This window comes from Burkholderia sp. 572 (assembly GCF_040545135.1).
Taxonomy (GTDB): domain Bacteria; phylum Pseudomonadota; class Gammaproteobacteria; order Burkholderiales; family Burkholderiaceae; genus Burkholderia; species Burkholderia cepacia.
Genome location: NZ_JBEPLH010000022.1, coordinates 112,502 through 137,925, shown reverse-complemented (window position 1 = coordinate 137,925; position 25,424 = coordinate 112,502). Strand labels below are relative to the sequence as shown.

Below are 25,424 nucleotides of genomic sequence, written 5' to 3'. Positions count from 1 at the left end.
CGGGTTCGGGTTCGGGTTCGGGTTCGGGTTCGGGTTCGGGTTCGGGTTCGGGTTCGGGTTCGGGTTCGGGTTCGGGTTCGGGTTCGGGTTCGGGTGCGGGTGCGGGTGCGGGTTCGGGTTCGGGTGCGGGTTCGGGTGCGGGTTCGGGTGCGGCACCGGCTCCGGCCGCCGCGTCGACGCCCGCACCGGCAATGGCACCTGCAACGGCGTCCGGGGCGGCATCCGCACCGGCCTCAACGCCCGTGCAGGCTTCCGCGCCTGTTTCCGCTTCCAGTCCGGCATCGACACCCGCCGCAGCGGCATCGGCGCCCGCCGCTTCCCCACCCGCCGCTGCGACGCCGGCACCGGCACCGGCCGCGCCTGCGCACGTGTCCGCCGCATCGGCCCCCGTACCGGCATCGGCGCCCTCGAGCTCGGCACCCGCGCCTGCCGCGGCCAATCCTGTCGCCTCGTCCGCACCCTCCGGCGCGAGCGCACCGGCCGCAAACTGACCGGTCACCCGTATCGCCGCGCCCGGCCGTAACCGGCGCAGCGCGACGATACGCACCCTTCCCCGTCGTTCCTCGCATGAATTTCCACGCTGCCGGCTGCCTGTCCGTTGCGTAGCCGGCATTGCGCCGACGCTTCGCAGCGGGAATACGCGGCCAATGCACGCGTTCGCCGCGCTCGACGGCCGCCCCGCCTACCGCAACGTCGCGCGCAGCGTCTGCAACTGCTCGACGGTCGCCGTCACGCCGCCGCAGACGATCACGGCGATATCCGTCGCCGACGCGAGCACGGGCACCGGCCGCTCGAGCGCAGCCAGCGCGGCACCGCAGGCGGGTTCGACGACGATCCGGTGTTCGTCGACGAAGCGCAGCGACGCGGCCACCGCATCGGCGTCGGACACGACGACCGGATGAATCTCGTGCCGCGTCGCCCATTCGACCGCCGCGTCGCACGGCCGCTTCGCGCCAAGCGACGTCGCGATGCTCGTGATCGCCGGCAATTCGACCGGGCGCCCCTGCGCGAGCGAGCGCGCATAGCAGTCGGCGCCTTCCGTTTCGGCCGCGACCACCGGCACGTCGTGCCAGCCGTTGCGCGCCAGCCCTTCGAGCACACCGCACAGCAGCCCGCCGCCACCGACCGCGAGCACGACCGCGTCGGGCTTCGGGCCGGCAGCCGCCATCTCGTCGATCATCGTCGCGTGGCCCTGCCACAGCGCGCGGTCGTCGAACGGGTGCACGAACGCATCGTGCTCGCCGAGCGTCGACTGCGCGAACGCGTTCGCCTCGGCCCAGCTCGGGCCGTGCACGATCAGCTCCGCGCCCTCGACACGGATCAGCTCGCGGGCGCGGGCCGATGCGCTTTCCGGCACGACGACGCGTACCGGCACGCCGAGTTCGCGGCCGCAATAGGCGACCGCGATGCCCGCGTTGCCGCCCGACGACGACACGAACCGCCGCGCGCCGGCCGCGTGCCGCGCTTCGCAGACGGCACCGATGCCGCGCAGCTTGAACGAGCCTGACGGCTGCAGCGCATCGAGCTTCAGCCGGATGGTCCTGCCGAGCCGGCGGGATGCGATTTGCGAGCGGATATAGGGAGTCGGGATATGAAGCGGCATGGGGACGGAACCAATGGGAACGGAGCGAACGGAAGAAACGCACGGAAGAAGCGCACGCGACCCGCGAGGGCGAGCGGCGATGACGGCCATCGTACGGCAGGCTCTCCATGCTTTCCAATACCATCGCATGGCACTTGCTATGCTTCGCAGGTATATCAACGAACCGGAACGGATACCGCATGCGCCAGATCGAATTGCGTCACCTGCGCTACTTCGTCGCCGTCGCACAAGCCGGCAGCGTGATGGCGGGCGCCCGTGCGGCCGGCATCGTCCAGCCCGCGCTGTCGCGACAGATCCGCGAACTCGAGGACGCGATCGGCACGCCGCTGCTGGTCCGCCGCGCAACGGGCGTCACGCTCACGGCGGCCGGCACGAGCTTCCTGCAGGACGCGACCGGCCTGCTCGCGACATTGCAGGACAGCCGCGAGCGCGCGCTGCGCAGCGCGGCCGGCCAGCTGGGCGAACTCCGGCTCGGCGCGTTGCCGAACTGCCTGCCGTTGCCTGTCGTCGCGAACGTCCTCAGGGCGTTTCGCGATGCCTGCCCGGACGTCAAGCTGTCGATCGCGCCGATGCTGTCGGCCGAACAGGCGAACGCGCTGGTGCGCGGCCAGCTCGACGGCGGCATCATGGCGTGGCGTCGCGACGAGGCGCCGCACCTGTCCGGCGTCCGATTGCTGAGCGACCGCTTCGTGCTCGCGATGCCCGCGCCGCCTGGCGGACACTTCACCGCGCCGCGCACGCTGGCCGACATCGCGAACGAGCCCTTCGTGTGGTTCGACGCGCAGCGCTCCGCCGCGCATCACCGGTTCCTGATGGCGCAGTGCCGGCAGGCCGGCTTCACGCCGCGCATCGCGCAGGTCGGCAGCGACATCCCGACGCTGATCGGCCTCGTCGCGGCCGGAATGGGCTGTGCGTTCGTGCCGGAAAGCGCGTCGCCGACCTGCCCGCACACGGTCCGGCTCGTCGCGCTCGACGAACTCGCGAGCCGCTTCGACATCGAGTTCGTGTTCGACGGCGCCGCCGTGCCGCCGTCGCCCGTCGTCGCGCGGTTTCTGGCGGCCGTGCGCGATGCGGCCGGCGAAGCGAACTGACCGGACGCAGTTCGACCGAAGACGCGCCCGGCCTACGATCGGGCGGCCGAATTCGCCCCGTCGATCCACGACCGGATACCCCTCCGTCAAAACGCCGGCTCGACTGGCCTGACGTACTAATCACCTGCATCGCTTGCGCTAAACATCTTTCAAAACGCCGACGGAAGGCGCCGCAGCGCCGGTGTTTTTAAATTGACACCCAAAACAGCCGTTTAACGCCGGTTCGAATTGTCATGCGTCGAAATATACTTCGCGCGCATCCCACCCTCGTGCCAAAGAGAGGATGCGTTTCTGCCCCGGTCACGGTCCCCCTGTGGCCGGGGCTTTTTTTACCTGTGCGCCTTGTCCGCAAAGGGTTTCCGGTGGCGATGCGACGCTCGCGCCGGGCGATGGCCGCCACCTCGCCGGCCCGCCGGATCCGCGCCGCCGGACGGGCGGCGGACGGCTTCCGGGCCACCGGGCGAAAAAGGGCGAAACGGGCATCCGTCCGCGTCGAACCGCCCACGGATCGCGCTCTCCCGGTCGAGCGTCACCCGCCCATCTTTACAACCCGCTTTCACAAAAGCCCTCCGCTCGTTCACCCGCGCCCCCTCCCGGTTTCGCTGCACGCTGCATTGTTGAAATGAAATCAAGATAATTTCGTCCTGATACGGCTTTTTCCGCAAAAGTGAAGCAGGCACACTTCGCACTGTCCTCAATGGCCTCGTGCCGTTGTTTCTCGATTACAGGAGCACATCGCGTGAACCCCACGACTTCCTCTCCTTCCCGCCCGGGCGGCGGCGCCGCGCTACCGCTGCTGGCACTCGCCGCCGGTGCATTCGGCATCGGTACGACCGAGTTCTCGCCGATGGGCCTGCTGCCGGTGATCGCCGAAGGCGTGCACGTGTCGATTCCGCAAGCCGGCATGCTGATCAGTGCTTACGCGATCGGCGTAATGGTCGGCGCGCCGCTGATGACGCTGCTGCTCGCGCGCTGGTCGCGCCGCTCGGCGCTGATCGCGCTGATGTCGATCTTCACGATCGGCAACCTGCTGTCGGCGCTCGCGCCCGGCTACACGACGCTGCTGCTCGCCCGCCTCGTGACGAGCCTCAACCACGGCGCCTTCTTCGGGCTCGGCTCGGTGGTCGCGGCCAGCCTCGTGCCGCGCGAAAAGCAGGCCAGCGCGGTCGCGACGATGTTCATGGGTCTCACGATCGCGAACGTCGGCGGCGTGCCGGCCGCGACCTGGCTCGGCCAGATCATCGGCTGGCGCATGTCGTTCGCGGCGACCGCGGGCCTCGGCCTGGTCGCGATCGCGGGGCTGTTCGCCGCGCTGCCGAAGGGCGAAGCCGGCAAGATGCCCGACCTGCGCGCCGAACTCTCGGTGCTGACGCGCCCCGTCGTGCTCGGCGCGCTCGGGACGACCGTGCTCGGCGCCGGCGCGATGTTCACGCTCTACACGTATGTCGCACCGACGCTCGAGCACCTGACCGGCGCCACGCCCGGCTTCGTGACCGCGATGCTGGTGCTGATCGGCGTCGGCTTCTCGATCGGCAACATCGCGGGCGGGCGTCTGGCCGACCGCTCGCTCGACGGCACGCTGATCGGTTTCCTGCTGCTGCTGATCGCAACGATGGTCGCGTTCCCGGTACTCGCCAGCACGCATGCCGGCGCCGCCATCACGCTGCTCGTGTGGGGCATCGCGACGTTCGCGGTCGTGCCGCCGCTGCAGATGCGCGTGATGCGGGCGGCCCACGAGGCGCCGGGCCTTGCGTCGGCGGTCAACATCGGCGCGTTCAACCTCGGCAACGCACTCGGCGCGGCCGCCGGCGGCGCGGCGATCTCGGCGGGCTTCGGGTATGCGGCCGTGCCGCTCGTCGGCGGGCTGATCGCCGCGGCCGGCCTCGCGCTCGTCTTCCTGCAGATCGCGCAACAGCGCCGCGCACCGGCCGCCGCGAATTCGTAATCGCGACACGCCGTCCGCCGGCGACGAATGCCGGATCACCACCCCGCACCAACACACGTTCGCGGCCGCTCGATGCGGCCGCGTTCGTTTTCAACCGTCAATTCCACTTCATTCATTCTTCCAGTCCGGATATCCGGAATATCCGTAAATCCCGTTTCGACAAGAATAAAATTCTCTTGCGAATTACGGAAACCAATCCAATCCACTTGAATGATTCATTTTTCACCCCCTCAATTCCGCCAGATTCATTAATCAACCATTCCGTACAGGTGATTCATCCCGCCGATTCACGCAAAAAATCGCGGCCGAATCCGGCATGATTCATGAAGCGCTTGCTACATCGCAGGAAATATTTCATTCAATTCGCACATTGAAATCACAAATAGAAATTCTTAACGAGTTTATTTACCCAACACCCAATCCAGATGTAACAAAATGAAACAGGGCCGATTTTAATATTGAAAGAATTGCAGGTTCGTATCAGCATTTGCGGTACCGTGGCCTGCGAAGCGCGGCATAAATCCAACGAAAATTCGATCGATGAGGGATCTGCGTGAAAGTCGCCATCGTATCCACCACATTGTCGCTCGCGCTGTCAGTCGGCCTTTCGACACCCGCCGCAGACGCCGCCGTCTATTCGAACGGCACGTCGACCGCCACCTTCAACGTCACGCTCACGCTGCAACCGAACTGCGCGATCACGGCGAACCCGCTGGCCTTCGGCACGAACGGCGTGCTGTCCGCCGCGATCAACCAGCAGACGACCTTGAGCGTCACCTGCACCAACACGACGCCGTACAACGTCGGTCTCGACGCGGGCCTGGTCACGGGGTCGACCGTCGCGAGCCGGCTGATGGCCGGCACGGCGACCGGCAACACGACGACGACGGTCGGCTTCCAGCTCTACCAGGACGCCGGACGGACGACGATCTGGGGCAACACGCAAGGCACGGACACCGTGGCCGGCACCGGCACGGGGTCCGCACAGTCCTTCACCGTCTACGGCCAGGTGCCCACGCAAGCCACGCCGAAGCCGGACACTTATCAGACGACCATCACCGCAACCGCCTACTTCTGACCGGCGCTGCTTCCCATGTCCGCATTACGTCGAACGCTCGCCGCGCTGCTGTGCGCGGCCGGCGCCGCGCACGCCGCGTCGCTGCAGATTTCCCCCGTCACGATCGAATTCGGCGCCGACGACACGGCCACCGGCATCACACTGCGCAATCCGGGCGAGCGCCCGGTGTACGGGCAGGTGCGCGTGTTCCGCTGGGATCAGGCCAATGGCCAGGATGCGTTGACGCCCACCCAGGATCTGCTCGCCAGCCCGCCGCTGATCGAAGTCGGCAAGCAGTCCGAGCAGCTGATCCGCGTCGTGCGCGCTTCGCGTACGCCAGCCGGTACCGAACAGACCTACCGGCTGCTGATCGACGAGTTGCCGCAGCCCGGCGAGGCACCGGCCAACGGCGTGTCGATCCGGCTGCGCTATTCGATTCCGGTATTCGTCGAGCCGGCCGCCAACGGCGCGCCGCAGCTCGACTGGGCGCTCCTGCGCAGCAACGGCGGCTGGGTGCTGCGCGTGCACAACGGCGGCACGCGGCGCGCGCAACTCGCGTCGGTCGAACTCGTGACCGGCGACGGGCGCGCGTACCCGCTCACGCGCGGGCTGCTCGGCTACGCGCTGGCGGGCCGAACCGGCCAGTGGAGCGTGCCGCTGCCGGCCGGCGTCGCGCTCGGCGGCAAGGTCACGGTGCGGGCGGCCGTCAATTCGCAGCCGGCCAGTGCGGTCGTCGCGGTGGAGCCGCCGGGCTAGACCGCCGGTGCGCCGCCCGGCCTCTCCCCCTTCGCCACGCGCCGGCACGCCCCCGGCCAACGGACGCGGAACGCCGCGCCGCTCGCCGCGCGCCGTGCTCGCGGCCATCGTGGCCGGCGGCCTGCTCGCGCTCGGCCCGGTGCGCGCTGACGAACTCCCGGTGCTCGTGATGACCGACGGCACGCACGACGTGATCCTCGAAGTCAGCGTCAACGGCGAAAACACGACGCTGCTCGCGCACTTCCGCGAACGCGACGGCCACCTGTCGGCGAGCGGCGCCGACCTGCGCACGATCGGCGTCGCGACCGACCGGCTCGGCCTCGCCGACGCGGCGACGGTCGACCTCGACGCGATTCCCGGCCTGCGCTACCGCTACGACGCGGCACGCCAGAGCGTCGACCTGCAGATGCCCGACTCGCTGCGCCGGCCGTACGCGGTCGACAGCCGTGCGTTGCCGCCCACGCAGGCGGCCAGCGCGTCGCGCGGCGTCGCGATCAACTACGAGGCGTACGCGCAGACGATCGGCGACCGGCAGTACTCGCTCTACACCGACGTGCGCTACTTCGATCCGGGCGGCGTGTTCGACACCACGGGCGCCGCGACCTTCTACAACGGCCAGCGGCGCTACACGCGCTTCGATACGTCATGGAGCCGCTCGGACCCGGCGCGGCCGAGCACGACGCAGATCGGTGACACGATCTCGGGGTCGCTCGCGTGGACGCGCTCGGTGCGCATCGGCGGCTTCCAGTGGCGCAGCAACTTCGCGCTGCGCCCCGATCTCGTCACGTTCCCGATCCCGTCGCTCGCGGGCTCCGCCGCCGTCCCGTCGGCCGTCGACCTGTACATCAACAACGTGCGCCAGTACACCGGCAACGTGCCGAGCGGCCCGTTCCTCATCCATGACGTGCCGGGCATCAGGGGTGCCGGCCAGGCGACCGTCATCACGCGCGACGCGCTCGGCCGCACCGTCGCGACCTCCGTGCCGCTCTACGTCGATACACGCATGCTGTCCGCCGGGCTGTCGAGCTATTCGTTCGAAGCCGGCTTCCTGCGCCGCAACTACGGGCTGCGGTCGTTCGACTACGACGCGCGGCCGGCCGTCAGCGGCTCGATGCGGCGCGGCGTCACCGACGCGCTGACCGTCGAGGGGCATGCGGAAGCGACCGGCAGCGTGCTCAACGCCGGCGTCGGCGCGCTGCTGCGGCTCGGCTACGCGGGCGTCGTGAGCGGCGCGGTCGCGGGCAGCGCCGGCCGCTTTCCGGGCACGCAGGTGAGCGTGGGCTACCAGCTGATCGAGCCGCGCTTCTCGATCAACGCGCAGACGATCCGCGCGTTCGGCCGCTACGGCGACCTGGCCTCGCGCGACGGCGCGACGGCGCCGGCGGCGACCGACCAGGCGACGCTCGCGCTGCCGTTCATGCACCGCCAGACCCTGTCGCTCAGCTATATCGGCTTCCGGATGCCGCAAGGCCCGAGCACGCGGATCGGCACGGTGTCGTACACGCTGGGCTTCGGCGATCTCGCGTCGCTGAGCGTGAGCGCGTACCGCGACTTCGCGCAGCAGGGTGCGAACGGCGCGTTCGTGTCGCTGAACATCGGGCTCGGCCGCAACACGTCGATCAACACGACCGTCGGCCGCCAGCGCGGCCAGTCGAACTACACCGTCGACGCGAGCCGCCCGCCCGACTACCGCGGCGGCTGGGGCTGGGGCGTGCAGACGGGTGGCACGGGCGCGGTGCCCTACCGGCAGGCGCAACTGCGGTATCTCGGCCACGCGGGAGAAGTCATCGCGGCCGCGCAGCACATCGACCGCCAGACCGGCGCGTCGCTCGACGTGAGCGGCGCGCTCGTGTTCATGGACAGCAGCCTGCAGGTGTCGCGCCGCATCGACGACGGCTTCGCGCTCGTGTCGACCGACGGCGTCGCGGGCATTCCGGTGCTGCACGAGAACCGCGTGATCGGCACGACCGACCGCGCGGGGCACCTGCTCGTGCCCGACCTGAACGCGTACCAGAACAACCAGATCGCGATCGACTCGATGAAGCTGCCCGCCGATGCGCGGATTGCCCGCACGTCGATGACGGTCGTGCCGCAGGCGCAGTCGGGTGTCGTCGCGCATTTCGGCGTGTCGCGCTATCGCGCGGCGTCGGTGATCCTGCGCGACGCCGAGGGCCGCCCGCTGCCGGCCGGTGCGCGCGTGCATCACGCCGAAAGCGGCGCGGATACGATCGTCGGCTACGACGGGCTCACGTTCATCGACGGACTGAAGGAGGACAACCACCTCGTGATCGACTCCGGCACGCAGCGCTGCATCACGGAATTCGCGTTCACCGCGCCCGGCAACGGCACGCTGCCGACCATCGGGCCCCTCACCTGCCGGGCGGCGCCATGAGGCTCGCGCTGCTGCTCGTCATCGCGTTCGCCGCGTGGTGCGGCGTGCCGCATCACGCGCGGGCCGAGTCCTGCACGGCCACGGCGTCGACGGTCAGTTTCGGATCGGTCAGCCCGATCTCGAACGCACCGGTCACCGCGACCGGCACCGTCAGCGTCACCTGCACGTGGTCGACCGTCTCGCTGGTGCCGAACGTGCTCGTGTGCCTGAACCTCGGCGGCACGAGCCCGCGCAGCCTCGTCAACGGCACGAACGCGATGCAGTACGACCTCTATCTCGACGGCGGACATTCGGTCGCGTGGGGCTCGGTGTATTCCGGCACGACGCCGGCGTCCGTCACGCTCGCCAAACCCGCGCTCGGCACGAGCGCGTCCGCGACGGTCACCGTGTACGGACAGATCACCGGAAACCAGCCGACCGTGCCGACGACCGGCAACAGCACCACCACCTATTCGCAGCAGTTCGGCGGCAACACGACGTCGATCAACACCGGGTTCTACCTGCTCGTCGCGCCGACCTGCGCATCGCTGACGACGTCGAGCGGCACCTTCCCGTTCGGCGCGACGGCGGACGTCATCAACAACTGCAACATCAACGCGACCAACGTGAACTTCGGCACCGCGAGCATCCTGTCGGGCACGCTCGCGGCAACGGGGACGATCACCGCGCAATGCACCAACGGCGACGCGTGGAAAATCGCGCTGAGCAGCGGCGGCAGCGGCGACGTGACGGCGCGCCAGATGAAGCGCAGCGGTGGTGGCGGGACGATCGATTACGGACTGTATACGGACGCCGCGCACTCGATCGGATGGGGCGACGGCACGGGCGGCAGCGCGACGGTCACGGGTGTCGGCACGGGCACGTCGCAGGTCGTGACCGTATACGGCGCGGTGCCGGCGCAGGCCACGCCCGCGCCCGGCAGCTACAGCGACACGATCACCGCGACGATCAGTTTCTAGCGTTCAACGGCATGAACGGGCGGGCGCGCCGCTCAGAACGTGACGGTCCATGCGGGCGGCGCGCCCGCGCCGATGCTGCGCGGCGCCGACCGCGCGTCGGGCAGCGCCGCGTGGCTGAGCACGAACGGCGTGCCGTGCATGCAACTGACGCTCGGCATGCCGGCATCGGCAGCCGCCTGCGGCGCGCCGGCGTCGATCGTGCAGGTTTCCGGAATGACGAGACTGACTCGCAGCGGAATCGACGGCTCCGCCGCGCTCGCGAGCGACCCTGCGCCCAGTACGGCGAGCGCGATCGCACCGCGTGTGATCTGGCCGGCTGTCATCGTGCGGCCCTCCTTCGTGCATCCATCCAGGCACATGCGCGAATTATCGGCATGCGCGCGGAAAACCTCAATCCGCGCGCACGCGGTCGAACCCCGCCGCGCCGGTCAGCGCGCGGCGGCGAACCCGCCGAAGAACGCGCGCGCGTTGGCGTCGAGGCTTTCGAGGTGATAGCCGCCCTCCTGCACGATCACCGTCGGCAACCCGAGTGCGCCGATGGCCCCGCCGAGCCGGCCGAAACCGCCGGTCGTGACGGCAACCTGCGATTGCGGATCGTCCTTGTAGATATCGAAGCCGAGTGCGAGTACGAGCGCATCGGGCTGGAACCGAGCGAGCGCGCGCAGCGCGTCGTCGAGCCGCTCGAAGAACGCCGACTCGGGCGCGCCATGCGGCATCGGCAGGTTGAGGTTGAAACCGTCGCCGGCGCCTGTGCCCGTCTCTTCCTCGTAACCCGCGACGACCGGGTAGAAGTTGGTCGGGTCGCCGTGGATCGACACGTACAGCACGTCGTCGCGGCCGTAGAAGATCTCCTGCACGCCCTGCCCGTGATGCATGTCGGTGTCGAGGATCGCGACCCGGCGATGGCGGCCGAGCAGCGCCTGCGCAGCGATCGCCGCATTGTTCAGGTAGCAGAAGCCGCCGGCCGCGTCGCGGCGCGCGTGATGGCCGGGCGGCCGGCACAGCGCGTACGCGTCGCGTGCGCCGTCGTTGACGTCGGCCGCAGCCGCAAGCGCACTCTGCGCGGACCAGTACGCGGCGCGCCACGTGTTCGCGCCGACCGGGCAACTGCCGTCGGCGAGATAGCGCGCGGCCTTCGCGAGCACGCCGCGCAGCGGGTTCGGGTCCCGCACGAACACGTTCGACATCACTTCGTCGCCCCAGTCGTCGGGCATCCGCTTCCAGTCGCGGTGCGCTTCTTCCAGAAAGCGCAGGTAGTTCATGTCGTGCACGGCCGCGATCGGCGCAGTGCCGCGATCGGCCGGCTCGCGCACGTCGAAGTCGAGCGACCGGACGGCCGCGACGAGCCGCGCCGCGCGCTCGGGCACTTCCTGCGGCTCGCGCATCCGGCCGCGCGACAGGTAGCTGCGCGGATGGTGCAGCAGCTGCTCGGGATGGAAATAGGTGTTCATCGTTTGCCCTCGTCGGTTGTTCTGTCGGTCGATCGATCGGTTCGCGCTGTCACGCATCCTGCGTGGCGGCCGCCGCGGCAACGCTCGCCGCGACGCCGGCGCGCGCGAGCACCGCATGAAGGAGCACGTTCGTGCCGCGCGTCACGTCGGCGGGCAGCGCGTCCTCGGCTTCGTTGTGCGACAGGCCGTCGACGCACGGGATGAACACCATCGCGGTCGGAACGCGGCGCGCGAGCAGGATCGCGTCGTGCCCGGCGCCGCTGACGATCCGCTCGTTCGTATAGCCGAACGCGGCAGCCGCCTGCGCGACCAGTTCGACGCAGTCGCGATCGAACGGCGTCGCCGGGCTGCGCCAGCAGGTGTCGATCGCGACCTGCACGCCCCGCGCCGCGGCGACACGTGCGCAGGCATCGCGCAGTTCGCGCTCCATCGCGTCGACTTGCGCATCGTCGTGATGACGGAGGTCGACCGTGAACGTCACGTCGCCGGCAATGGTGTTGCGCGACGCGTTGCGGATACCGACCTGCCCGATCGTCGCGAGCCCGCGCGGTGCATGACCGGCGACGATCCGTTCGAGTTCGAGCGCCATCTGCGCGCTCGCGAAATACGCGTCCTTGCGATACGGCATCGGTGTCGTGCCCGCATGCGCGGCCACGCCCGTCACCGTCACGTCGAGCCAGCGGATCGCCTGCCCGCCCGTGACGACGCCGATCGTCGTACCGTTGGCCTCCAGCACCGGGCCCTGTTCGATATGCGCTTCGAAGTACGCATCGACCGCGCCGCCCGTCGCGCGCGCCCCGAGATAACCGCAGGCGTCCAGTGCCGCGCCGAGCGTGATGCCGTCGGCGTCCCGCTTCGCGAGCGCATCGTCGAGCGGCAACGCGCCCGTGAACACGGCCGAGCCGAGCATCGCCGGCGCGAAACGCGCGCCCTCCTCGTTGGTCCACGACACGATTTCCAGCGGCTTGCCGGTCGCGATGCCTGCGTCGTTCAGCGTGCGCACGAGCTCGAGCGCGGCGAGTACGCCATAAACGCCGTCGAACCGGCCGCCTTCGGGCTGCGTGTCGAGATGACTGCCGATCAGCACCGGCGCGGCCTGCGCATCGACGCCGTCGCGCCGCGCGAACAGGTTGCCGACCGCGTCGACGCTCACCGTCATCCCCGCGTCGCGACACCACTGCGCGAACAGGTCGCGCCCGCGACGATCGTCGTCGGTGAGCGCCAGGCGCCGCACGCCGCCGCGAGGCGTCGCGCCGACGCGCGCCATGTCCGCCAGGCTCTGCCACAAGCGGGCGCCGTCGATTTCCAGCAGGTCTTTCATGTGCACTCCGGATGAATTCGTTCGTTGAGGTTCACTGCGAGCCGAGCGCTTCGGCGGCGGCCGGCCGCGCTGCGCGGCGTGCGTCGATCGCGACGATGGAGAGCAGCGAGATGCCGGCCAGGCACGTGTAGAACACCGCGAGCGGCCACCACTGGCCCGCGAAGCGATGCGCGAGCCACGTGCCGACGAGCGGCGTCAGCCCGCCCGCGATCGCGCCGCAGATCTGGTAAGCCAGCGAGATCGCCGAATAGCGCACGTGCGCGGGAAACACGTCGCTCACGAAACCCGCGATCACCGAATAGAAGCCGGCCATGCACACTACCGCGAGCGCGATGCCGGCAATCAGCGACGCGGACGTGCCGCCCTGCACGAGCATGAACATCGGATACGGCGACAGCATCGCGAGCAGCGCCGCGAGTTTCAGGAAGCGCGCGCCGCCGATGCGCTCGGCGATCCACGCGGCGACCGGCTGCGCGAAGAACTGGATGATCGCGACCGCGAACAGGCTGTCGAGGATCAGCGATCGCGAGACGCCGACGTACTGCGTCGTGTACGCGATCATGAACGTGTTCGTGAAATAGACGCCCGCGATGCCGATCGTGTTCGCGCCGATGCAGAGGAACACGAGCCCCGACGCCGAGCGGAACACTTCCGCAACCGGCAGCTTCACCGTGCGGTTGGTTTCCTTCACGCGCGCGAATTCCGGCGACTCGTTCACGCCGAGCCGGATCAGGATGCCGACCACGAGCAGCACCGAACTCGCGAGAAACGGCAGGCGCCAGCCCCACGCGAGGAAGTCCGCCTTGTCCATCGACGTGACCGCGCGAAACGCGATCAGCGACAGGATCAGCCCGGCCGGGCTGCCGAGCTGCGCGAACGACGCGAAGAACGTGCGGCGCCCCTGCGGCGCATGCTCGCCCGCCATCAGCACCGCGCCGCCCCATTCGCCGCCGACCGCGATCCCCTGCACCACGCGCAGCGCGACGAGCAGCACCGGCGCGAGCAGGCCGACCGTCGAATAATCGGGCAGCAGCCCGACGCAGACGGTCGCGACGCCCATCATCATCAGCGTCGTCATCAGCGCCTTCTTGCGGCCGATGCGATCGCCGAGGTGCCCGAAGATCACGCCGCCGAGCGGCCGCGCGAAGAAGCCGACCGCGAAGGTCGCGAACGACGCCATCGTGCTGACGAAGCGGTCATGCGACGGGAAATAGAGTTCGCCGAACACGAGCGCGGCGGCGGTCGCGTAGATGTAGAAGTCGTACCACTCGATCATCGTGCCGATGAACGCGGCCGTCGCGGCGCGTCCCGGCTGGCGGGCGGAAGGAAGGGACTGGGTCATGCGGGCTCCTGACGCGCGCCGCTGCGGCGCGACGCGCAATATCGTGGACGGCCGTCTGTCGCGGCCTTGCGCCGCACGCTGCGGCGCCCCTCCTTTATCGGCGACCGCAAATCATTAGTCAAATTTCGAGTTATTATTCGCCGCATAAATTCAACTAATATTCCCCGACGCCTCGCCCGGAGAACCGATGCGCCCCGACCTCGCCCCGTTCCTGAACGACCGTCTCGACTGGAACTTGTTGCGCACCTACCTCGTCATCGTGCAGGAGCGCAGCGTGAGCCGCGCGGCCGCGCGCCTGCACGTGACGCAGCCGGCCGTGAGCCAGGCATTGCGGCGGCTCGAGGACACGCTCGAACGCAAGCTGATCGAGCGCCGCGGCACGCACTTCGCGACGACGCCTGCGGGCGAAGCCGTGTACCGGATCGCAAGCGACATCTACGGCGGCATCTCGCGCCTCGAAACCGAAATCGACGACAGCACGGCCGACCTGACCGGCTCGATCCGGCTGCTGACGGTGAGCCGCATCGAGTCGCCCGTCTACGACGAATTCCTCGCGGAATTCCATCGCGCGTATCCGCGCATCGACCTGCAGATCGAGGTGATGCGCTCGTCGGACATCCTGTCTTCGCTGCTGCAGAAAACCGCCACGGCCGGGCTCGGCCTGTGCCGCACGCCGCACGACAAGCTGGAGATGCGCTGCTTCCTGCGCCAGCGCTATGCGATCTACTGCGGCCGCCATCACCGGCTGTTCGGGCAGACGCAACTGCGCATGGACGATCTGCTCGCCGAGAATTTCGTGTCGTTCACGAGCGACCAGATCGGCGACAGCCTGTCGCCGCTCACCGTGTTTCGCGACCAGAAGGGCTTCACGGGACGCATCGTCGCATCGTCGCCGAGCCTCGAGGAAGTGCGGCGGCTGATCTTCGCGGGTTACGGGATCGGCTGCCTGCCCGAACACATCGTGCGCGACGACATCGCCCAGCAGCGGCTGTGGCGGCTGCCGCCCGACGAAGGGCTCGTCGACGTCGACGTGTTCCTGCTGTGGCATCGCGATCGCAAGATGAACGCGGCCGAGCACGCGTTTCTCGACGCGATGGAGCGCTGCATGCAGCGCCATTCGCTTGCGGAGCGGCTCGGGAAGTAACGGCGCGAGCGCGCCGGAGGAAAGCGCCGGGCGCACACGGCCCGGCGCGTCGGCAACGTCAGAAGCGATGCACGATGCCGAGCTGCACGCCGCGCGCATTCGCACCCGGATACGCGAGCGGCAGGCCGGGGTTCGCCGCACCGGCGAGCGTGTAGCCGGCCTGGTTGCGGTTGCGCAGGTACGACAGCGCGCCGTAGAAGCTCGTGCGCTTCGACAGGTCGTACTCGTACATCAGCCCGAGCTGGTCCGCATTGTTGCCTTGCGACGACTGGTCGTGCAGATATGCGTAGCCGAGCGCCACGTAGTTCGCCGGATTGAACTGGTATTTGACCGACAGCCCGTACACGCGCGAATCGATGCCGAGATCGGCCCACTTCACCGCGGAAAAACCGCCGTACACGGTCGCCTTGCCGATCTCGTACGACACACCGGCCATGATCGTACGATCGGTCGTGGTCGCCGTCGCGTTCTTCAGCCACTGGCCGGCGACGAACGCACCGAACGGCCCGTGTTCGTAAGTCAGGTCGAACTGCTGGCTGGCGCCCGCCGAGCGCACGCCGCCCGCATCGCCGAACCCGAAGTACAGCCCGCCCTGGAAACCGGCGATCTCCGGGCTCTGGTACGACAGCGTATTGCTGGTGCGGAACGCGAACACGGTCAGGTTGTCCATGCCGGACGCCTGCGTGACACCGCCGAACGCATCCTGCCCGCCCTGGTCGTTGAACAGCGGCGAATTCTGGCGGCCCGCGCGCACCTTGCCCCACTGCCCCGCGATCCCGACCCACGCCTGCCGGTTGAACAGGCTGCCCGAACTCGCCAGCGAGCCGTCGTTCGGGTTGAAGCCGTTCTCCAGCGCGAACTCGATCTTCTGCCCGCCGCCGATATCCTCGCTGCCCTTCAGCCCGAACCGGCTGCCCCACTGCCCGCCCGAACCGATCGCCGCCGTATAGCCGTTGCCCGTGTTCACGTACTGCGCGAACTCGTCGATCACGCCGTACAGCGTGACGCCGTCCTGCGCGAGCGCCGCGCCCGATCCGGCGGCGCACGCCGCCGCCACCGTCACGCGAAGACCGGCGTGCACCATCCACGCCCGAGAGTCGCTGCCGCGGGCTGTCGTTTTCTTAGTCATACTATTCAATGGTCTGAGAATGAAACGACACCGCGCGCGGCAGCCGCGCCGCACCGGTATCGTCGAAAGGGAAACGTGTGGAAGAACCCGGCGCAGGCAGCGCCCGGCTCGCGCGGCATTCAGGCCGGCAGCCGGCCGGCCCGATGCGCGTGACGTGTCGTCAGTGGTGAACTTCGCCGCGTTCGAGCGGCAGGATCAGGCGTTCGGGAATGCTGCGGCGCGACGCACGCGCGCCCACGTAATACAGCACGGCCGGCACGATCAGGCCGAGGATCCACGAGATATCGGTGCCGCCGAGCGCGTCGACGAGCGGGCCCGTGTAGATGTGCGTCGACATGAACGGCAACTGCACGAGGATGCCGACCACGTAGATCGTGATCGCCATCACGTTCCAGCGGCCGTAGCGGCCGTCCGGATCGGACAGCGCCGGCACGTCGTAGCGCGAGCGCGTGAAGCAGTAGTAGTCGACCAGGTTGATCGCGCTCCACGGCGTGAAGAACGCGAGCAGGAACAGGATGAACGCGGTGAATTCCTTCAGGAACGAATGGCGGCCCGCGAGCGCGATGAGCGTGGAGACGCAGATCATCCCGAAGATGTAGACGAGGCGGCTCTTCGACGACACGGCGCCCTTGCCGCGGAAGCCGCTGACGATCGTCGCCATCGACATGAAGCTGCCGTATGCGTTGAGCGCCGTCACCGTCACCTTGCCGAACGCGATGCTGAAGTACAGCAGTGCGGCCACGGCGCCGGTCGAGCCGAGGCCGACGATATACGCCACCTCATGGTGTGCGAACTGGCTGCCGGCCAGTGCGGCCGCGAACACGCCGAACACCATCGCCGCCTGCGCGCCGATCACCGAGCCCAGGCCGACCGCGAGAAACGTCGCGACCGACGACGTCGAGCGCGGCAGGTAACGCGAGTAGTCGGCAACGTACGGACCGAACGCGATCTGCCACGACGCGGACAGCGACATCGAGAGCAGGAAGCTCGCGAGCGAGAAATGCCGGTTCGCGAGCAGCGCGCCGATGTCGTGGTTCGCGAACAGCTGCGTGAACATGTAGACGAACGCGGCGATGCCGATCACGCTCGCGACCCGGCCGACGGCATGGATCGCGCGATAGCCGAACACGGTCAGCACGACGATCACGGCCGCGAACAGCAGGATGCCGGCCGCGTCGTCGACGTGCAGCAGCTGCGCGACAGCCTGCCCGGCCAGTACCGAACCGCTGGCGGAAAAGCCGATGTACATCAGGCACACGAGCACGATCGGGATCATCGCGCCATAGACGCCGAACTGCACGCGGCTCGAGATCATCTGCGGCAACCCGAGCTGCGGCCCCTGCGCGCCGTGCAGCGCCATCACCGCGCCGCCGACGAACTGGCCGAGCAGCAGCGCGACCAGCGACCAGAACACGTCGCCGCCGAGCACGACGGCGAGCGCGCCCGTGACGATGGCCGTGATCTGCAGGTTGGCCGACAGCCACAGGGTGAACTGGCTCAGCAGGCCGCCGTGGCGCTCGGCGTCGGGAATGAAGTCGATCGATCGGACTTCGATCAGGCCGCCGGCTTTTCCACTGGGATTCGTAGACACGGGCAAATCTCCAAAATACTCAGGATCACAAATGGTTCGAACAAGACGGGAAGCTGCGAGCCGCCCTTTCGGCTCTGCGGGTGCGGGGCGCCGTGGATCGCCGGCATGCGCCACGCACGCACGGTTTGCGCGCTGGCGCGCAAGCGGCACGACGTGTGCCGACATTGCCAGCGGATGATCTTGTATATACAACTTGCGAGATATCGGTGATTACCCGGTATCGGCCGATTTTCGAAATCGTCCGAACAATCGGCCCACGTTCGGACGATTTTGTCGAAAGCAAGACGTCGGAATAATGAAAGCTCAGATGCGCGCGGGCGATGCCTGATCGGGTTCGGCCGTCATGTCGGCGGCCGGGAGCACGGTCAGCATGCGCCGGGCTGCCTCGATGTCGCGCACGTGCAGCCACTCGTCGTAATCGTCGCGGCGCAGGATCACGACGCCCCGCTTCTCTTCGCCGGGCCGATGCATCCGTGCGAACAGCGGGTGCGCGTCGGCGTTGACCGTGAGCATCGCCATGCCCACGCGTTCGCGGCCGTCGGCGCCTTCGTAGCGCCGCCAGATGCCGGCGACGCAGCACGGTTGCCAGCCGGCGACGCCGATCCGGTGCCACACGTTGCGACCGGTTTCGTAACAGGGCTCGACGATCCAGCGCACCGGGATCAGGCAGCGCTGGCCGTTGCGCCACGCGGTGCCGTAGAGCCGCGACGAGCCGACCGTTTCCGCCCGCGCGTTCACCGTATCGAGTTTCTTTCTTTTTCGACCGTTCTCGTCGACCCGCTCGGGCTGCATGAATTTCGGCCAGAAACCGAACACGGCCGCGACGACCTCGAGGCCGTCGCCGTCGGCGCGCGCGACCGGCGCCGCGTAGTCGGGATACACGTCGGGTGCCCAGGGGTCGCGGCGGAACAGGTCGCCGATCCCGATCTTCAGCTCGCTGATGCCCGGGTCTTCATCGGGAGCGCGGTAGTGGGTGCACACGGCTCGGTGGACGGTGGAAGCGATGTCTCCATCGTAGGTCAGCGCAGGCGCCGCGGTCACGCAATCGCTTGGTATGACGAAACAGTTTTACGAAGCGACGGATCGACGCAGCGCCTTGCGCCTCCGACGTGTGCCGTCATGCGTGCCGTGCGATCCGCAGCGTCAGGATTTCGTCGCCGGCTTCGTCGAGCGTGCCCGTCGGCATCCAGCCCAGATGCCGGTAGAAGCCGTACGAGCGCGACGCCGGATCGGTCGAGCACCCGAGAAACAGCGACGTGAAACCGTTCGCGGCGAACGCGTCGATCACCTGCTGCAGCAGCCGCTTGCCGATCCCCGCCCCCTCGTATTCGGGCAGGATCGCGAGCACGACGATCTCGCCCGATCCGGTGTCGCCGAAGCAGTAGCCGACCATGCGCCCGTTCGCGCAGCAGACCCGGCCCGAGACCAGGCCGTCCCGGATGCCGTCGCCCCAGCTTTCGACGGTGATGCCGAGGTCGCGCAACTGCGCGTCGGTGAATGCGTTCTCGCGCGTCTTGCCGCGCAGTTCGATGCACGCGGCCGCATCGTCGGGAACGGCCTCGCGCCAGGTGAGTTCAGTCATCGTTCGATTTTTCCGTGGTGCGCCGGCGCGACGCATACAGGCAGATCAGCTCCAGCGCGATCGTCGCGCCGGCCAGCGACGTGATTTCCGCATGATCATACGGCGGCGACACTTCGACCACGTCCATGCCGACCAGGTTGATGCCCTCCAGGTGACGCAGGATCTCGAACGCCTGATGGCTCGACAGCCCGCCCGAGACCGGCGTACCCGTGCCCGGCGCGAACGCGGGATCGAGGCAGTCGATGTCGAACGTCAGGTACACGGGATGATCGCCGACCCGGTCGCGAATGCGCGCGGCGATCGCGGCGGGCGTCGACGCATGCACGTGACGCGCATCCTGGATGTCGAAGCCCATCGGCGCGTCGTTGGTCGTCCGGATGCCGACCTGGGCCGACCGTCCGGGCACGACCCATCCTTCCCGCGCCGCGTGATAGAACATCGTCCCGTGATCGATGCGCTTGACGTCGCGATCGGGCCACGTGTCGGTGTGCGCATCGAAATGCACGAGCGACAGCGGCCCGTGCACTTTCGCGTGCGCCTTCAGCAGCGGATACGTGATGAAGTGATCGCCGCCGAGCGTCAGCATCGCGCAGCCGCGCGCGAGGATTCCGTCGGCATGCCGCTCGATCGCGCCCGGCACCGATTCGGGCTGCCCGAGATCGAACGCGCAATCGCCGTAGTCGACCGCGGCCAGCACGTCGAACGGATCGAACAACCACGGCCACGGGCGCTCCCACGCGATGCCCGTCGACGCGATCCGCAACCCGCGCGGGCCGAAGCGCGTGCCGGGCCGATGCGATGCGGCGGAATCGAACGGCACGCCCGTGATCGCGAGGTCGACGCCGTCGAGATCGCGGCTGAAACGCCGGCGCATGAAGCTCGTCGCGCCCGCGAAGGTCGGCTCGGCCTGCGTGCCGTAGAGGCTGTCGCGCGTGAATGCGAAATCGTTCTGGCTCATCGTCGGCTTCCTGTCTGAAGGGGGACGGCCGCGCGGCTGGCGACCTCGTGCCCGATTCTGCCGCCCCGGCATCCGACGAAAAATATGAACTAACATAAGCCGACTTCACGAAACGCGACGTATCGCCATGCTGACCCGATTGAGAGACATGGATGTGCAGCTGCTGCGGCTCTTTCTGACGATCGTCGAAAGCGGCGGCTTCAGCGCCGCGCAAGGCACGCTCGGCATGGCGCCCTCGACCATCAGCACGCAGATGGCCAAGCTCGAGACGCGTCTCGGGTTCCGGCTGTGCGATCGCGGCAAGAGCGGCTTCCGTCTGACGCCGAAGGGCGAACGCGTGCTGCAGTCGACGCGGCGGCTCCTGCACGCGATGGACGTGTTCACGCGCGATACGCAGCACGTGTCGGGCACGTTGCTCGGCGAGCTGCGTATCGGGCTGTCCGAGCGACTGGCGCCGGACGTCGTCGAATCGATCGCGGCCGGCGTCGGCCGCTTTCGCGAACGGGCGCCGGACGTGCTGATCGAGATGGTCGCGGTGCCGCCCGACGAGCTGGAACGCCGGCTGCTGAAAAGCGAACTGCAGCTCGCGATCGGCTATTTTTCCGGCCACCAGGCCGGCCTGCACTACACGCCGCTGTTCGTCGAACACCAGTCGCTGCACTGCGGCGCCCGGCATCCGCTGTTTGCGAAAAAGACCGTGTCGGTCAACGACATCGCGGGCGCGAGCAACGTCGCGCGGCTCTACAAGACGAACACGTCGGGTGCGGCGCTGCGCAACGCGCAGCCGACCGCGTTCTCCGAAAACGTCGACGCGGACGTGATCTTCATCCTGTCCGGCGCGCACGTCGGCTTCCTGCCCGACCATGTCGCGGCGCCGTGGGTCGCCGCCGGGAAGATGCGCCGGCTGCTCGCGAGCAAGCTGAGCCATACGGTCGAATTCCAGCTCGCGACACCGCGCAACTGCGACGGCAGCGAAGCGCTGGAAGCGTTCACGGCGGCGCTCGCCGAACAGTTCGGCGAGCTCGACGGCTTCGCGGGCTCGTGACCGGCGCGCGCCGCCCGTTGCGCGTCAGGCGAGCCGGTCGGACGCGATGACCTGCACGCCCGGCCGCGCGTCGATCGCCGCGTCGAGCAGCGCGCGGGCAATCCGCGACGCGGGATTCACGCGCCACTTCGCCGGCAACACGGGGCGGGCCGCGTTCAACGCGAACACCAGCAGCCGCTCGCCGAGCCTGAATTCGTCGCGGCTGCCGCCGATCAGCCCGGGCCGCACATACGTGAGCGACGCGAACCCGACGCCGGCGAGCGCCTGCTCGACCTCGCCCTTCACGCGGTTGTAGAAGATGCTCGATGCCGGGTCCGCACCGAGTGCGGAATTCAGGACGTAGGCCGGGGTGCCGTGGCGGTGCGCGAGCCGCGCGACCGCGAGCGGATAGTCGTGGTCGACGCGCCGGAACGCCGCCTTCGAGCCGGCGGCCCGCATCGTGGTGCCGAGCGTGCAGATCACGGCATCGGCATGCCACCAGTCGGCCGCGTCGGGCAGATGATCGAAATCGACCTCGAGCGCGCGCATCTTCGGGTGCGGCGACAACGGGCGGCGCGCGAGGACGATCACCTGATCGACCCGCGCATCGGCGAGCGCGACTTCGAGGACGTGACGCCCGACGAGTCCGGTCGCGCCGACGAGCAGCAATTTCATGTCCGGTTCTTCCGTGTGGAGCCTGCGTTGGCGGAGCGGGAACGCCCCGGTTTCCGGCTTCCCACATGATCGTCGGCCGACTCGGCACCGACAAGCGCCCAACATCTCGAAAAGTTACAGGCCGTGCTCATTTCCTGTCTCTGACTTGACGCGGCACGACTCCCGCCATGCTTCGTCGACGCTTCAGTTCCGCGCGCACTCGAGATTTTTATCGCATCAAAGCGCTCGATATTGATATTTATTCGACATTGATACGACAAATGACGCGGCCAATGAAAAAGAGAACGTTCATTTTTCGCCGTCTTTCGAACAAGATGCCGGCGTACGCTACGACCCGGCCGTCTCGTGTCGCGACACGCTCCAGCGCTCGTATGCCTGCGAGAGCAACGACATGTCGCCGAATCCCGGTTCCTGCGTGATTTCCTTGATCGACAGCCGCCCAGGTGACGATGCCGGAGAACGCGAGCCGTTATCCGCCCGAGCAGCCCGGGCTGCCGCAGATGGTCGATGCGATCGATGCGTTCTGTCGCGACGTGACGGCGCCTCACGTCGACCTGCGCACGCCGTCACGACGAACGGCGCAAGCGCCGGCGCGGAATCCGGCGCCCCAAACGAAAAGCCGCCGATGCGCGCGTTGCGCACCGGCGGCTTCGTGTCACCTGCGCCCGTCAGACATGCAACGCATGCCCGAGCGCGCGCAGCGCGGCCTCCTGCAGTGCTTCACCCAGCGTCGGATGTGCGTGGATCGTGCCGCCGATGTCCTCCAGCCGCGCGCCCATCTCCAGCGACTGCGAGAACGCCGCGGCCAGCTCCGACACGCCGCGCCCGACCGCTTGCCAGCCGACGATCAGGTGGTTGTCGCGCCGCGCGACCACGCGCACGAAGCCGTCGGTCGCCTGCAGCGTCATCGCGCGCCCGTTCGCCGCGAACGGGAACGACGCACTCACGCAATCGACACCGGCCGCCCGCGCGTCGTCCGGCGACCAGCCGGCCGTGACGATCTCCGGATCGGTGAAGCACACGGCCGGGATCGATGCGGGCATGAACTTGCGGCGCTTCCCGGCGATCAGCTCGGCCACCATCTCGCCCTGCGCCATCGCGCGATGCGCGAGCATCGGCTCGCCGGCCACGTCGCCGATCGCCCAGACGTTGCGCATCGACGTCCGGCATTCGTCGTCGATCCAGAGCGCGCGGCCGTTGCGATCGAGCGGCAACGACTCGAGCCCGAAGCCGTCGACGCGCGGCCGGCGGCCAACCGCAACCAGCACGCGATCGGCCGGCAGCGTCTGCTCCGCGCCGTCGGCGGCCTGCACGCGCACCGCGCCGTGCTCGGCGAGGCCGAGCACCTTGTGGCCGAGCAGCAGCCGCACGCCGAGCCGCGCGAGCGAATCGGCAACCGGCCGCGCGAGTTCGGCATCGTACGCGGGCAACACGCGCTCCGCCGCTTCGACGACACTCACGTCGACGCCGAGCTTGCGATAGACGATCCCGAGTTCGAGCCCGATGTACCCGGCCCCGACAACGACCAGCCGCTTCGGCAGGGTCGTGGGCGACAGCGCCTCGGTGGACGACACGACATGCCCGCCGAACGGCATCGACGGCAGCGCGACCGGTTCGGAACCGGTCGCGAGCAGCAGGTGCTCGCAGCTGATCCGCGTCGTGTGGCCGCCGGCGACGACGTCGACGGTCTTGCCGTCGACCACCTGTGCGTCGCCGTGCAACACGCGCACGCCGTTCTTCTTGAGCAGCGCGCCGACGCCGCGCGTCAGCCGGTCGACGATACCGTCCTTCCATGCGACGCTTTTCGCGACGTCGATCTCGGGCGTGCGCACGCGAATCCCGAGCGCGCCCTCGCCTGCATGGCCGCGCGCCTGTTCGAATGCGTCGGCCACGTGGATCAGCGCCTTCGACGGAATGCAGCCGATGTTCAGGCACGTGCCGCCGAGGCGGTCGCGCTCGACGAGCACGGTCGGGATGCCGAGCTGGCCGGCGCGAATCGCGGCGACGTAGCCGCCCGGGCCGCCGCCGATCACCAGTAGCGTGGTGTGTTCGTTCTTCATTGCGCTCACTCCACGAACAGCAGTGCCGGGCGTTCGAGCACCGCGCGCACCGCCTGGATGAATTCGGCCGCGTCCGCGCCGTCGACGACACGATGGTCGAACGACGACGACAGGTTCATCATCTTGCGTGCGACGACCGCGCCGTCGCGGATCATCGGCCGCTCGACGATCCGGTTCACGCCGACGATGCCGACCTCGGGATGATTGATGACCGGCGTCGACACGATGCCGCCGAGCGCGCCGAGGCTCGAAATCGTGATCGTCGAGCCGCTCAGTTCGTCGCGCTGCGCGCGGTTCGTGCGCACCGCGTCGGCGAGCCGCGCGATCTCGGCGGAAATCGACCACACGTCCTTCGCTTCCGCGTGACGCAGCACCGGCACCGTGAGGCCGCTGTCCGTCTGCGTCGCGACGCCCATGTGCACCGCGCCATAGCGCGTGACGACCCCCGCTTCGTCGTCGAAACGCGCGTTGATCTGCGGAAAGTCGCGCAACGCGATCACCATCGCGCGGATCAGCAGCGGCAGCGGCGTGAGCTTGCCGCGCGTGTCGCCGTAGCGGCGGTTCAAATCCGTACGCAACGATTCGAGCTCGGTGACGTCGATCTCCTCGACGTAGCTGAAGTGCGGAATGCGGCGCTTCGCTTCCTGCATCTTGCGCGCGATCGCGCGCCGCAAGCCGATGACCGGCACCTCGGTTTCGTCGTTGCGTTCGTCGTAGCCGTGCACCCGCGATCCGCGAGCGCCGCGCGCCGCACCGCCGCCGCTGCCCGCATACGCATCGAGATCCGCGTGCAGGATCCGTCCGGCTTCCCCCGTGCCGCGCACATAGCGCAGCTCGATGCCCATGTCCCATGCGCGCTGGCGCACGGCCGGCGACGCGAGTGGCCGTTCACCCGGCGCGAGTGCCGCGCGCGGCGGCTCCACGTGCTCCTTGCGTTCGGCGTGCTTCGCGTGACGCGGCTCCGCAGGCGCGTGCTTCGTCGCCGGCCTGGCGGGCGACTCTGCCGGCGCGTCGGCCACCGCCGTCGACGGCGCGGCCGCGACCGGTGCGGTTTCTACCTTTGATTCCCGCACCGGTGCGCCGGCCTTCAGGTTGCCGGCACCTTCGACCTCGAGGCGGATCAGCTCGCTGCCGACCGCCATCATCTCGCCGATCCGGCCGCCGAGTTCGATCACCTTGCCCGTCACCGGCGACGGAATCTCGACCGCCGCCTTGTCGGTCATCACATCGGCGAGCGGCTGGTCTTCCTTGATCGTCTGCCCGACTTCCACGTGCCAGGCCACCAGTTCGACCTCGGCAATCCCTTCGCCGATATCCGGCATCTTGATGACATGAATCCCCATC

General features: G+C 68.6%; 21 protein-coding genes and 1 pseudogene. 8 read left to right on the top strand and 14 right to left on the bottom strand.

Annotation, left to right across the window (positions count from 1 at the left end; all coding sequences use genetic code 11):
• Together ABIC51_RS32425 and ABIC51_RS32420 are read right to left on the bottom strand one after the other, a co-directional pair.
• A pseudogene (locus ABIC51_RS32425) lies at window positions 1-222 on the bottom strand (energy transducer TonB); the annotation flags it as partial.
• A 460-nt stretch (window positions 223-682) separates the two neighbouring features.
• Window positions 683-1,603: a pyridoxal-phosphate dependent enzyme gene (locus tag ABIC51_RS32420; RefSeq protein WP_119339059.1), complete on the bottom strand. Its 921-nt coding sequence runs from the start codon at window positions 1,601-1,603 to the stop codon at window positions 683-685.
• Window positions 1,604-1,782: 179 nt separating this feature from the next.
• On the opposite strand from ABIC51_RS32420, the gene ABIC51_RS32415 reads away from it, so the two are divergent.
• The 6 genes from ABIC51_RS32415 to ABIC51_RS32390 all read left to right on the top strand — a co-directional run bounded on the left by ABIC51_RS32415 (window position 1,783) and on the right by ABIC51_RS32390 (window position 9,803).
• Entirely contained in the window at window positions 1,783-2,694 is a 912-nt protein-coding gene (locus tag ABIC51_RS32415) for a LysR family transcriptional regulator (RefSeq protein ID WP_027787909.1), read from the top strand.
• 739 nt (window positions 2,695-3,433) lie between these two features.
• The gene (locus tag ABIC51_RS32410; RefSeq protein ID WP_119339058.1) at window positions 3,434-4,639 is read left to right on the top strand and encodes an MFS transporter; all 1,206 of its coding nucleotides are present in this window, start codon (window positions 3,434-3,436) and stop codon (window positions 4,637-4,639) included.
• 580 nt (window positions 4,640-5,219) lie between these two features.
• A complete protein-coding gene (locus ABIC51_RS32405; RefSeq protein WP_027787911.1) occupies window positions 5,220-5,717 on the top strand; it encodes a Csu type fimbrial protein in 498 nt (165 codons plus the stop codon).
• Between the two features lie 15 nt (window positions 5,718-5,732).
• Window positions 5,733-6,452 carry a fimbrial biogenesis chaperone gene (locus tag ABIC51_RS32400; RefSeq protein ID WP_027787912.1) on the top strand — a complete coding sequence of 240 codons (720 nt, stop codon included), beginning with the start codon at window positions 5,733-5,735 and terminating at the stop codon, window positions 6,450-6,452.
• A gap of 94 nt (window positions 6,453-6,546) precedes the next feature.
• On the top strand, window positions 6,547-8,844 hold the full coding sequence (locus ABIC51_RS32395) for a fimbria/pilus outer membrane usher protein (RefSeq protein ID WP_354006822.1): 2,298 nt from the start codon (window positions 6,547-6,549) through the stop codon (window positions 8,842-8,844).
• Window positions 8,841-9,803 (top strand): Csu type fimbrial protein, encoded by a 963-nt coding sequence (locus ABIC51_RS32390; protein ID WP_027787914.1) that lies wholly within the window; start codon window positions 8,841-8,843, stop codon window positions 9,801-9,803. The genes ABIC51_RS32395 and ABIC51_RS32390 overlap by 4 nt, the downstream gene beginning before the upstream one ends.
• A gap of 32 nt (window positions 9,804-9,835) precedes the next feature.
• On the opposite strand, the gene ABIC51_RS32385 is transcribed toward ABIC51_RS32390, so the two are convergent.
• From ABIC51_RS32385 to ABIC51_RS32370, 4 genes are all read right to left on the bottom strand, one after another.
• Window positions 9,836-10,126 carry a hypothetical protein gene (locus tag ABIC51_RS32385; RefSeq protein WP_027787915.1) on the bottom strand — a complete coding sequence of 97 codons (291 nt, stop codon included), beginning with the start codon at window positions 10,124-10,126 and terminating at the stop codon, window positions 9,836-9,838.
• A gap of 105 nt (window positions 10,127-10,231) precedes the next feature.
• Complete coding sequence (locus tag ABIC51_RS32380; RefSeq protein WP_059695543.1) at window positions 10,232-11,254, bottom strand: histone deacetylase family protein; 1,023 nt, start codon at window positions 11,252-11,254, stop codon at window positions 10,232-10,234.
• A 49-nt stretch (window positions 11,255-11,303) separates the two neighbouring features.
• Window positions 11,304-12,575, bottom strand: a complete 1,272-nt coding sequence (locus ABIC51_RS32375; protein ID WP_226128639.1) for a Zn-dependent hydrolase — start codon at window positions 12,573-12,575, stop codon at window positions 11,304-11,306.
• A 31-nt stretch (window positions 12,576-12,606) separates the two neighbouring features.
• Window positions 12,607-13,917, bottom strand: a complete 1,311-nt coding sequence (locus ABIC51_RS32370) for an MFS transporter (RefSeq protein ID WP_048023682.1) — start codon at window positions 13,915-13,917, stop codon at window positions 12,607-12,609.
• A 187-nt stretch (window positions 13,918-14,104) separates the two neighbouring features.
• Between ABIC51_RS32370 and ABIC51_RS32365 the strand changes: the two genes are divergently transcribed.
• A complete protein-coding gene (locus tag ABIC51_RS32365) occupies window positions 14,105-15,061 on the top strand; it encodes a LysR family transcriptional regulator (protein WP_027787919.1) in 957 nt (318 codons plus the stop codon).
• A gap of 58 nt (window positions 15,062-15,119) precedes the next feature.
• Here ABIC51_RS32365 and ABIC51_RS32360 read toward each other — a convergent pair whose 3' ends face one another.
• The 5 genes from ABIC51_RS32360 to speB form a co-directional block, all read right to left on the bottom strand.
• Window positions 15,120-16,190: a porin gene (locus ABIC51_RS32360; RefSeq protein ID WP_175897790.1), complete on the bottom strand. Its 1,071-nt coding sequence runs from the start codon at window positions 16,188-16,190 to the stop codon at window positions 15,120-15,122.
• Between the two features lie 160 nt (window positions 16,191-16,350).
• A complete protein-coding gene (locus tag ABIC51_RS32355) occupies window positions 16,351-17,781 on the bottom strand; it encodes a purine-cytosine permease family protein (protein ID WP_027787921.1) in 1,431 nt (476 codons plus the stop codon).
• Window positions 17,782-18,084: 303 nt separating this feature from the next.
• Window positions 18,085-18,762 carry an SOS response-associated peptidase family protein gene (locus tag ABIC51_RS32350; RefSeq protein WP_175856056.1) on the bottom strand — a complete coding sequence of 226 codons (678 nt, stop codon included), beginning with the start codon at window positions 18,760-18,762 and terminating at the stop codon, window positions 18,085-18,087.
• Between the two features lie 136 nt (window positions 18,763-18,898).
• Window positions 18,899-19,363 carry a GNAT family N-acetyltransferase gene (locus tag ABIC51_RS32345; RefSeq protein ID WP_226128637.1) on the bottom strand — a complete coding sequence of 155 codons (465 nt, stop codon included), beginning with the start codon at window positions 19,361-19,363 and terminating at the stop codon, window positions 18,899-18,901.
• The gene (gene speB, locus ABIC51_RS32340; RefSeq protein ID WP_059695534.1) at window positions 19,356-20,321 is read right to left on the bottom strand and encodes an agmatinase; all 966 of its coding nucleotides are present in this window, start codon (window positions 20,319-20,321) and stop codon (window positions 19,356-19,358) included. Before speB ends, ABIC51_RS32345 begins: the two co-directional genes overlap by 8 nt.
• A gap of 127 nt (window positions 20,322-20,448) precedes the next feature.
• On the opposite strand from speB, the gene ABIC51_RS32335 reads away from it, so the two are divergent.
• Window positions 20,449-21,366, top strand: a complete 918-nt coding sequence (locus ABIC51_RS32335) for a LysR family transcriptional regulator (RefSeq protein WP_175897792.1) — start codon at window positions 20,449-20,451, stop codon at window positions 21,364-21,366.
• A gap of 24 nt (window positions 21,367-21,390) precedes the next feature.
• Here the strand turns inward: ABIC51_RS32335 and ABIC51_RS32330 are convergent, their stop codons facing one another.
• The 3 genes from ABIC51_RS32330 to ABIC51_RS32320 all read right to left on the bottom strand — a co-directional run bounded on the left by ABIC51_RS32330 (window position 21,391) and on the right by ABIC51_RS32320 (window position 25,423).
• Complete coding sequence (locus ABIC51_RS32330; RefSeq protein WP_027787926.1) at window positions 21,391-22,020, bottom strand: NAD(P)H-binding protein; 630 nt, start codon at window positions 22,018-22,020, stop codon at window positions 21,391-21,393.
• A 668-nt stretch (window positions 22,021-22,688) separates the two neighbouring features.
• Window positions 22,689-24,080, bottom strand: coding sequence for a dihydrolipoyl dehydrogenase (gene lpdA / locus ABIC51_RS32325; RefSeq protein WP_321883147.1), 1,392 nt, complete (start codon window positions 24,078-24,080; stop codon window positions 22,689-22,691).
• A 5-nt stretch (window positions 24,081-24,085) separates the two neighbouring features.
• Entirely contained in the window at window positions 24,086-25,423 is a 1,338-nt protein-coding gene (locus ABIC51_RS32320; protein WP_354006821.1) for a dihydrolipoamide acetyltransferase family protein, read from the bottom strand.
• Window position 25,424: the final 1 nt, after the last annotated feature.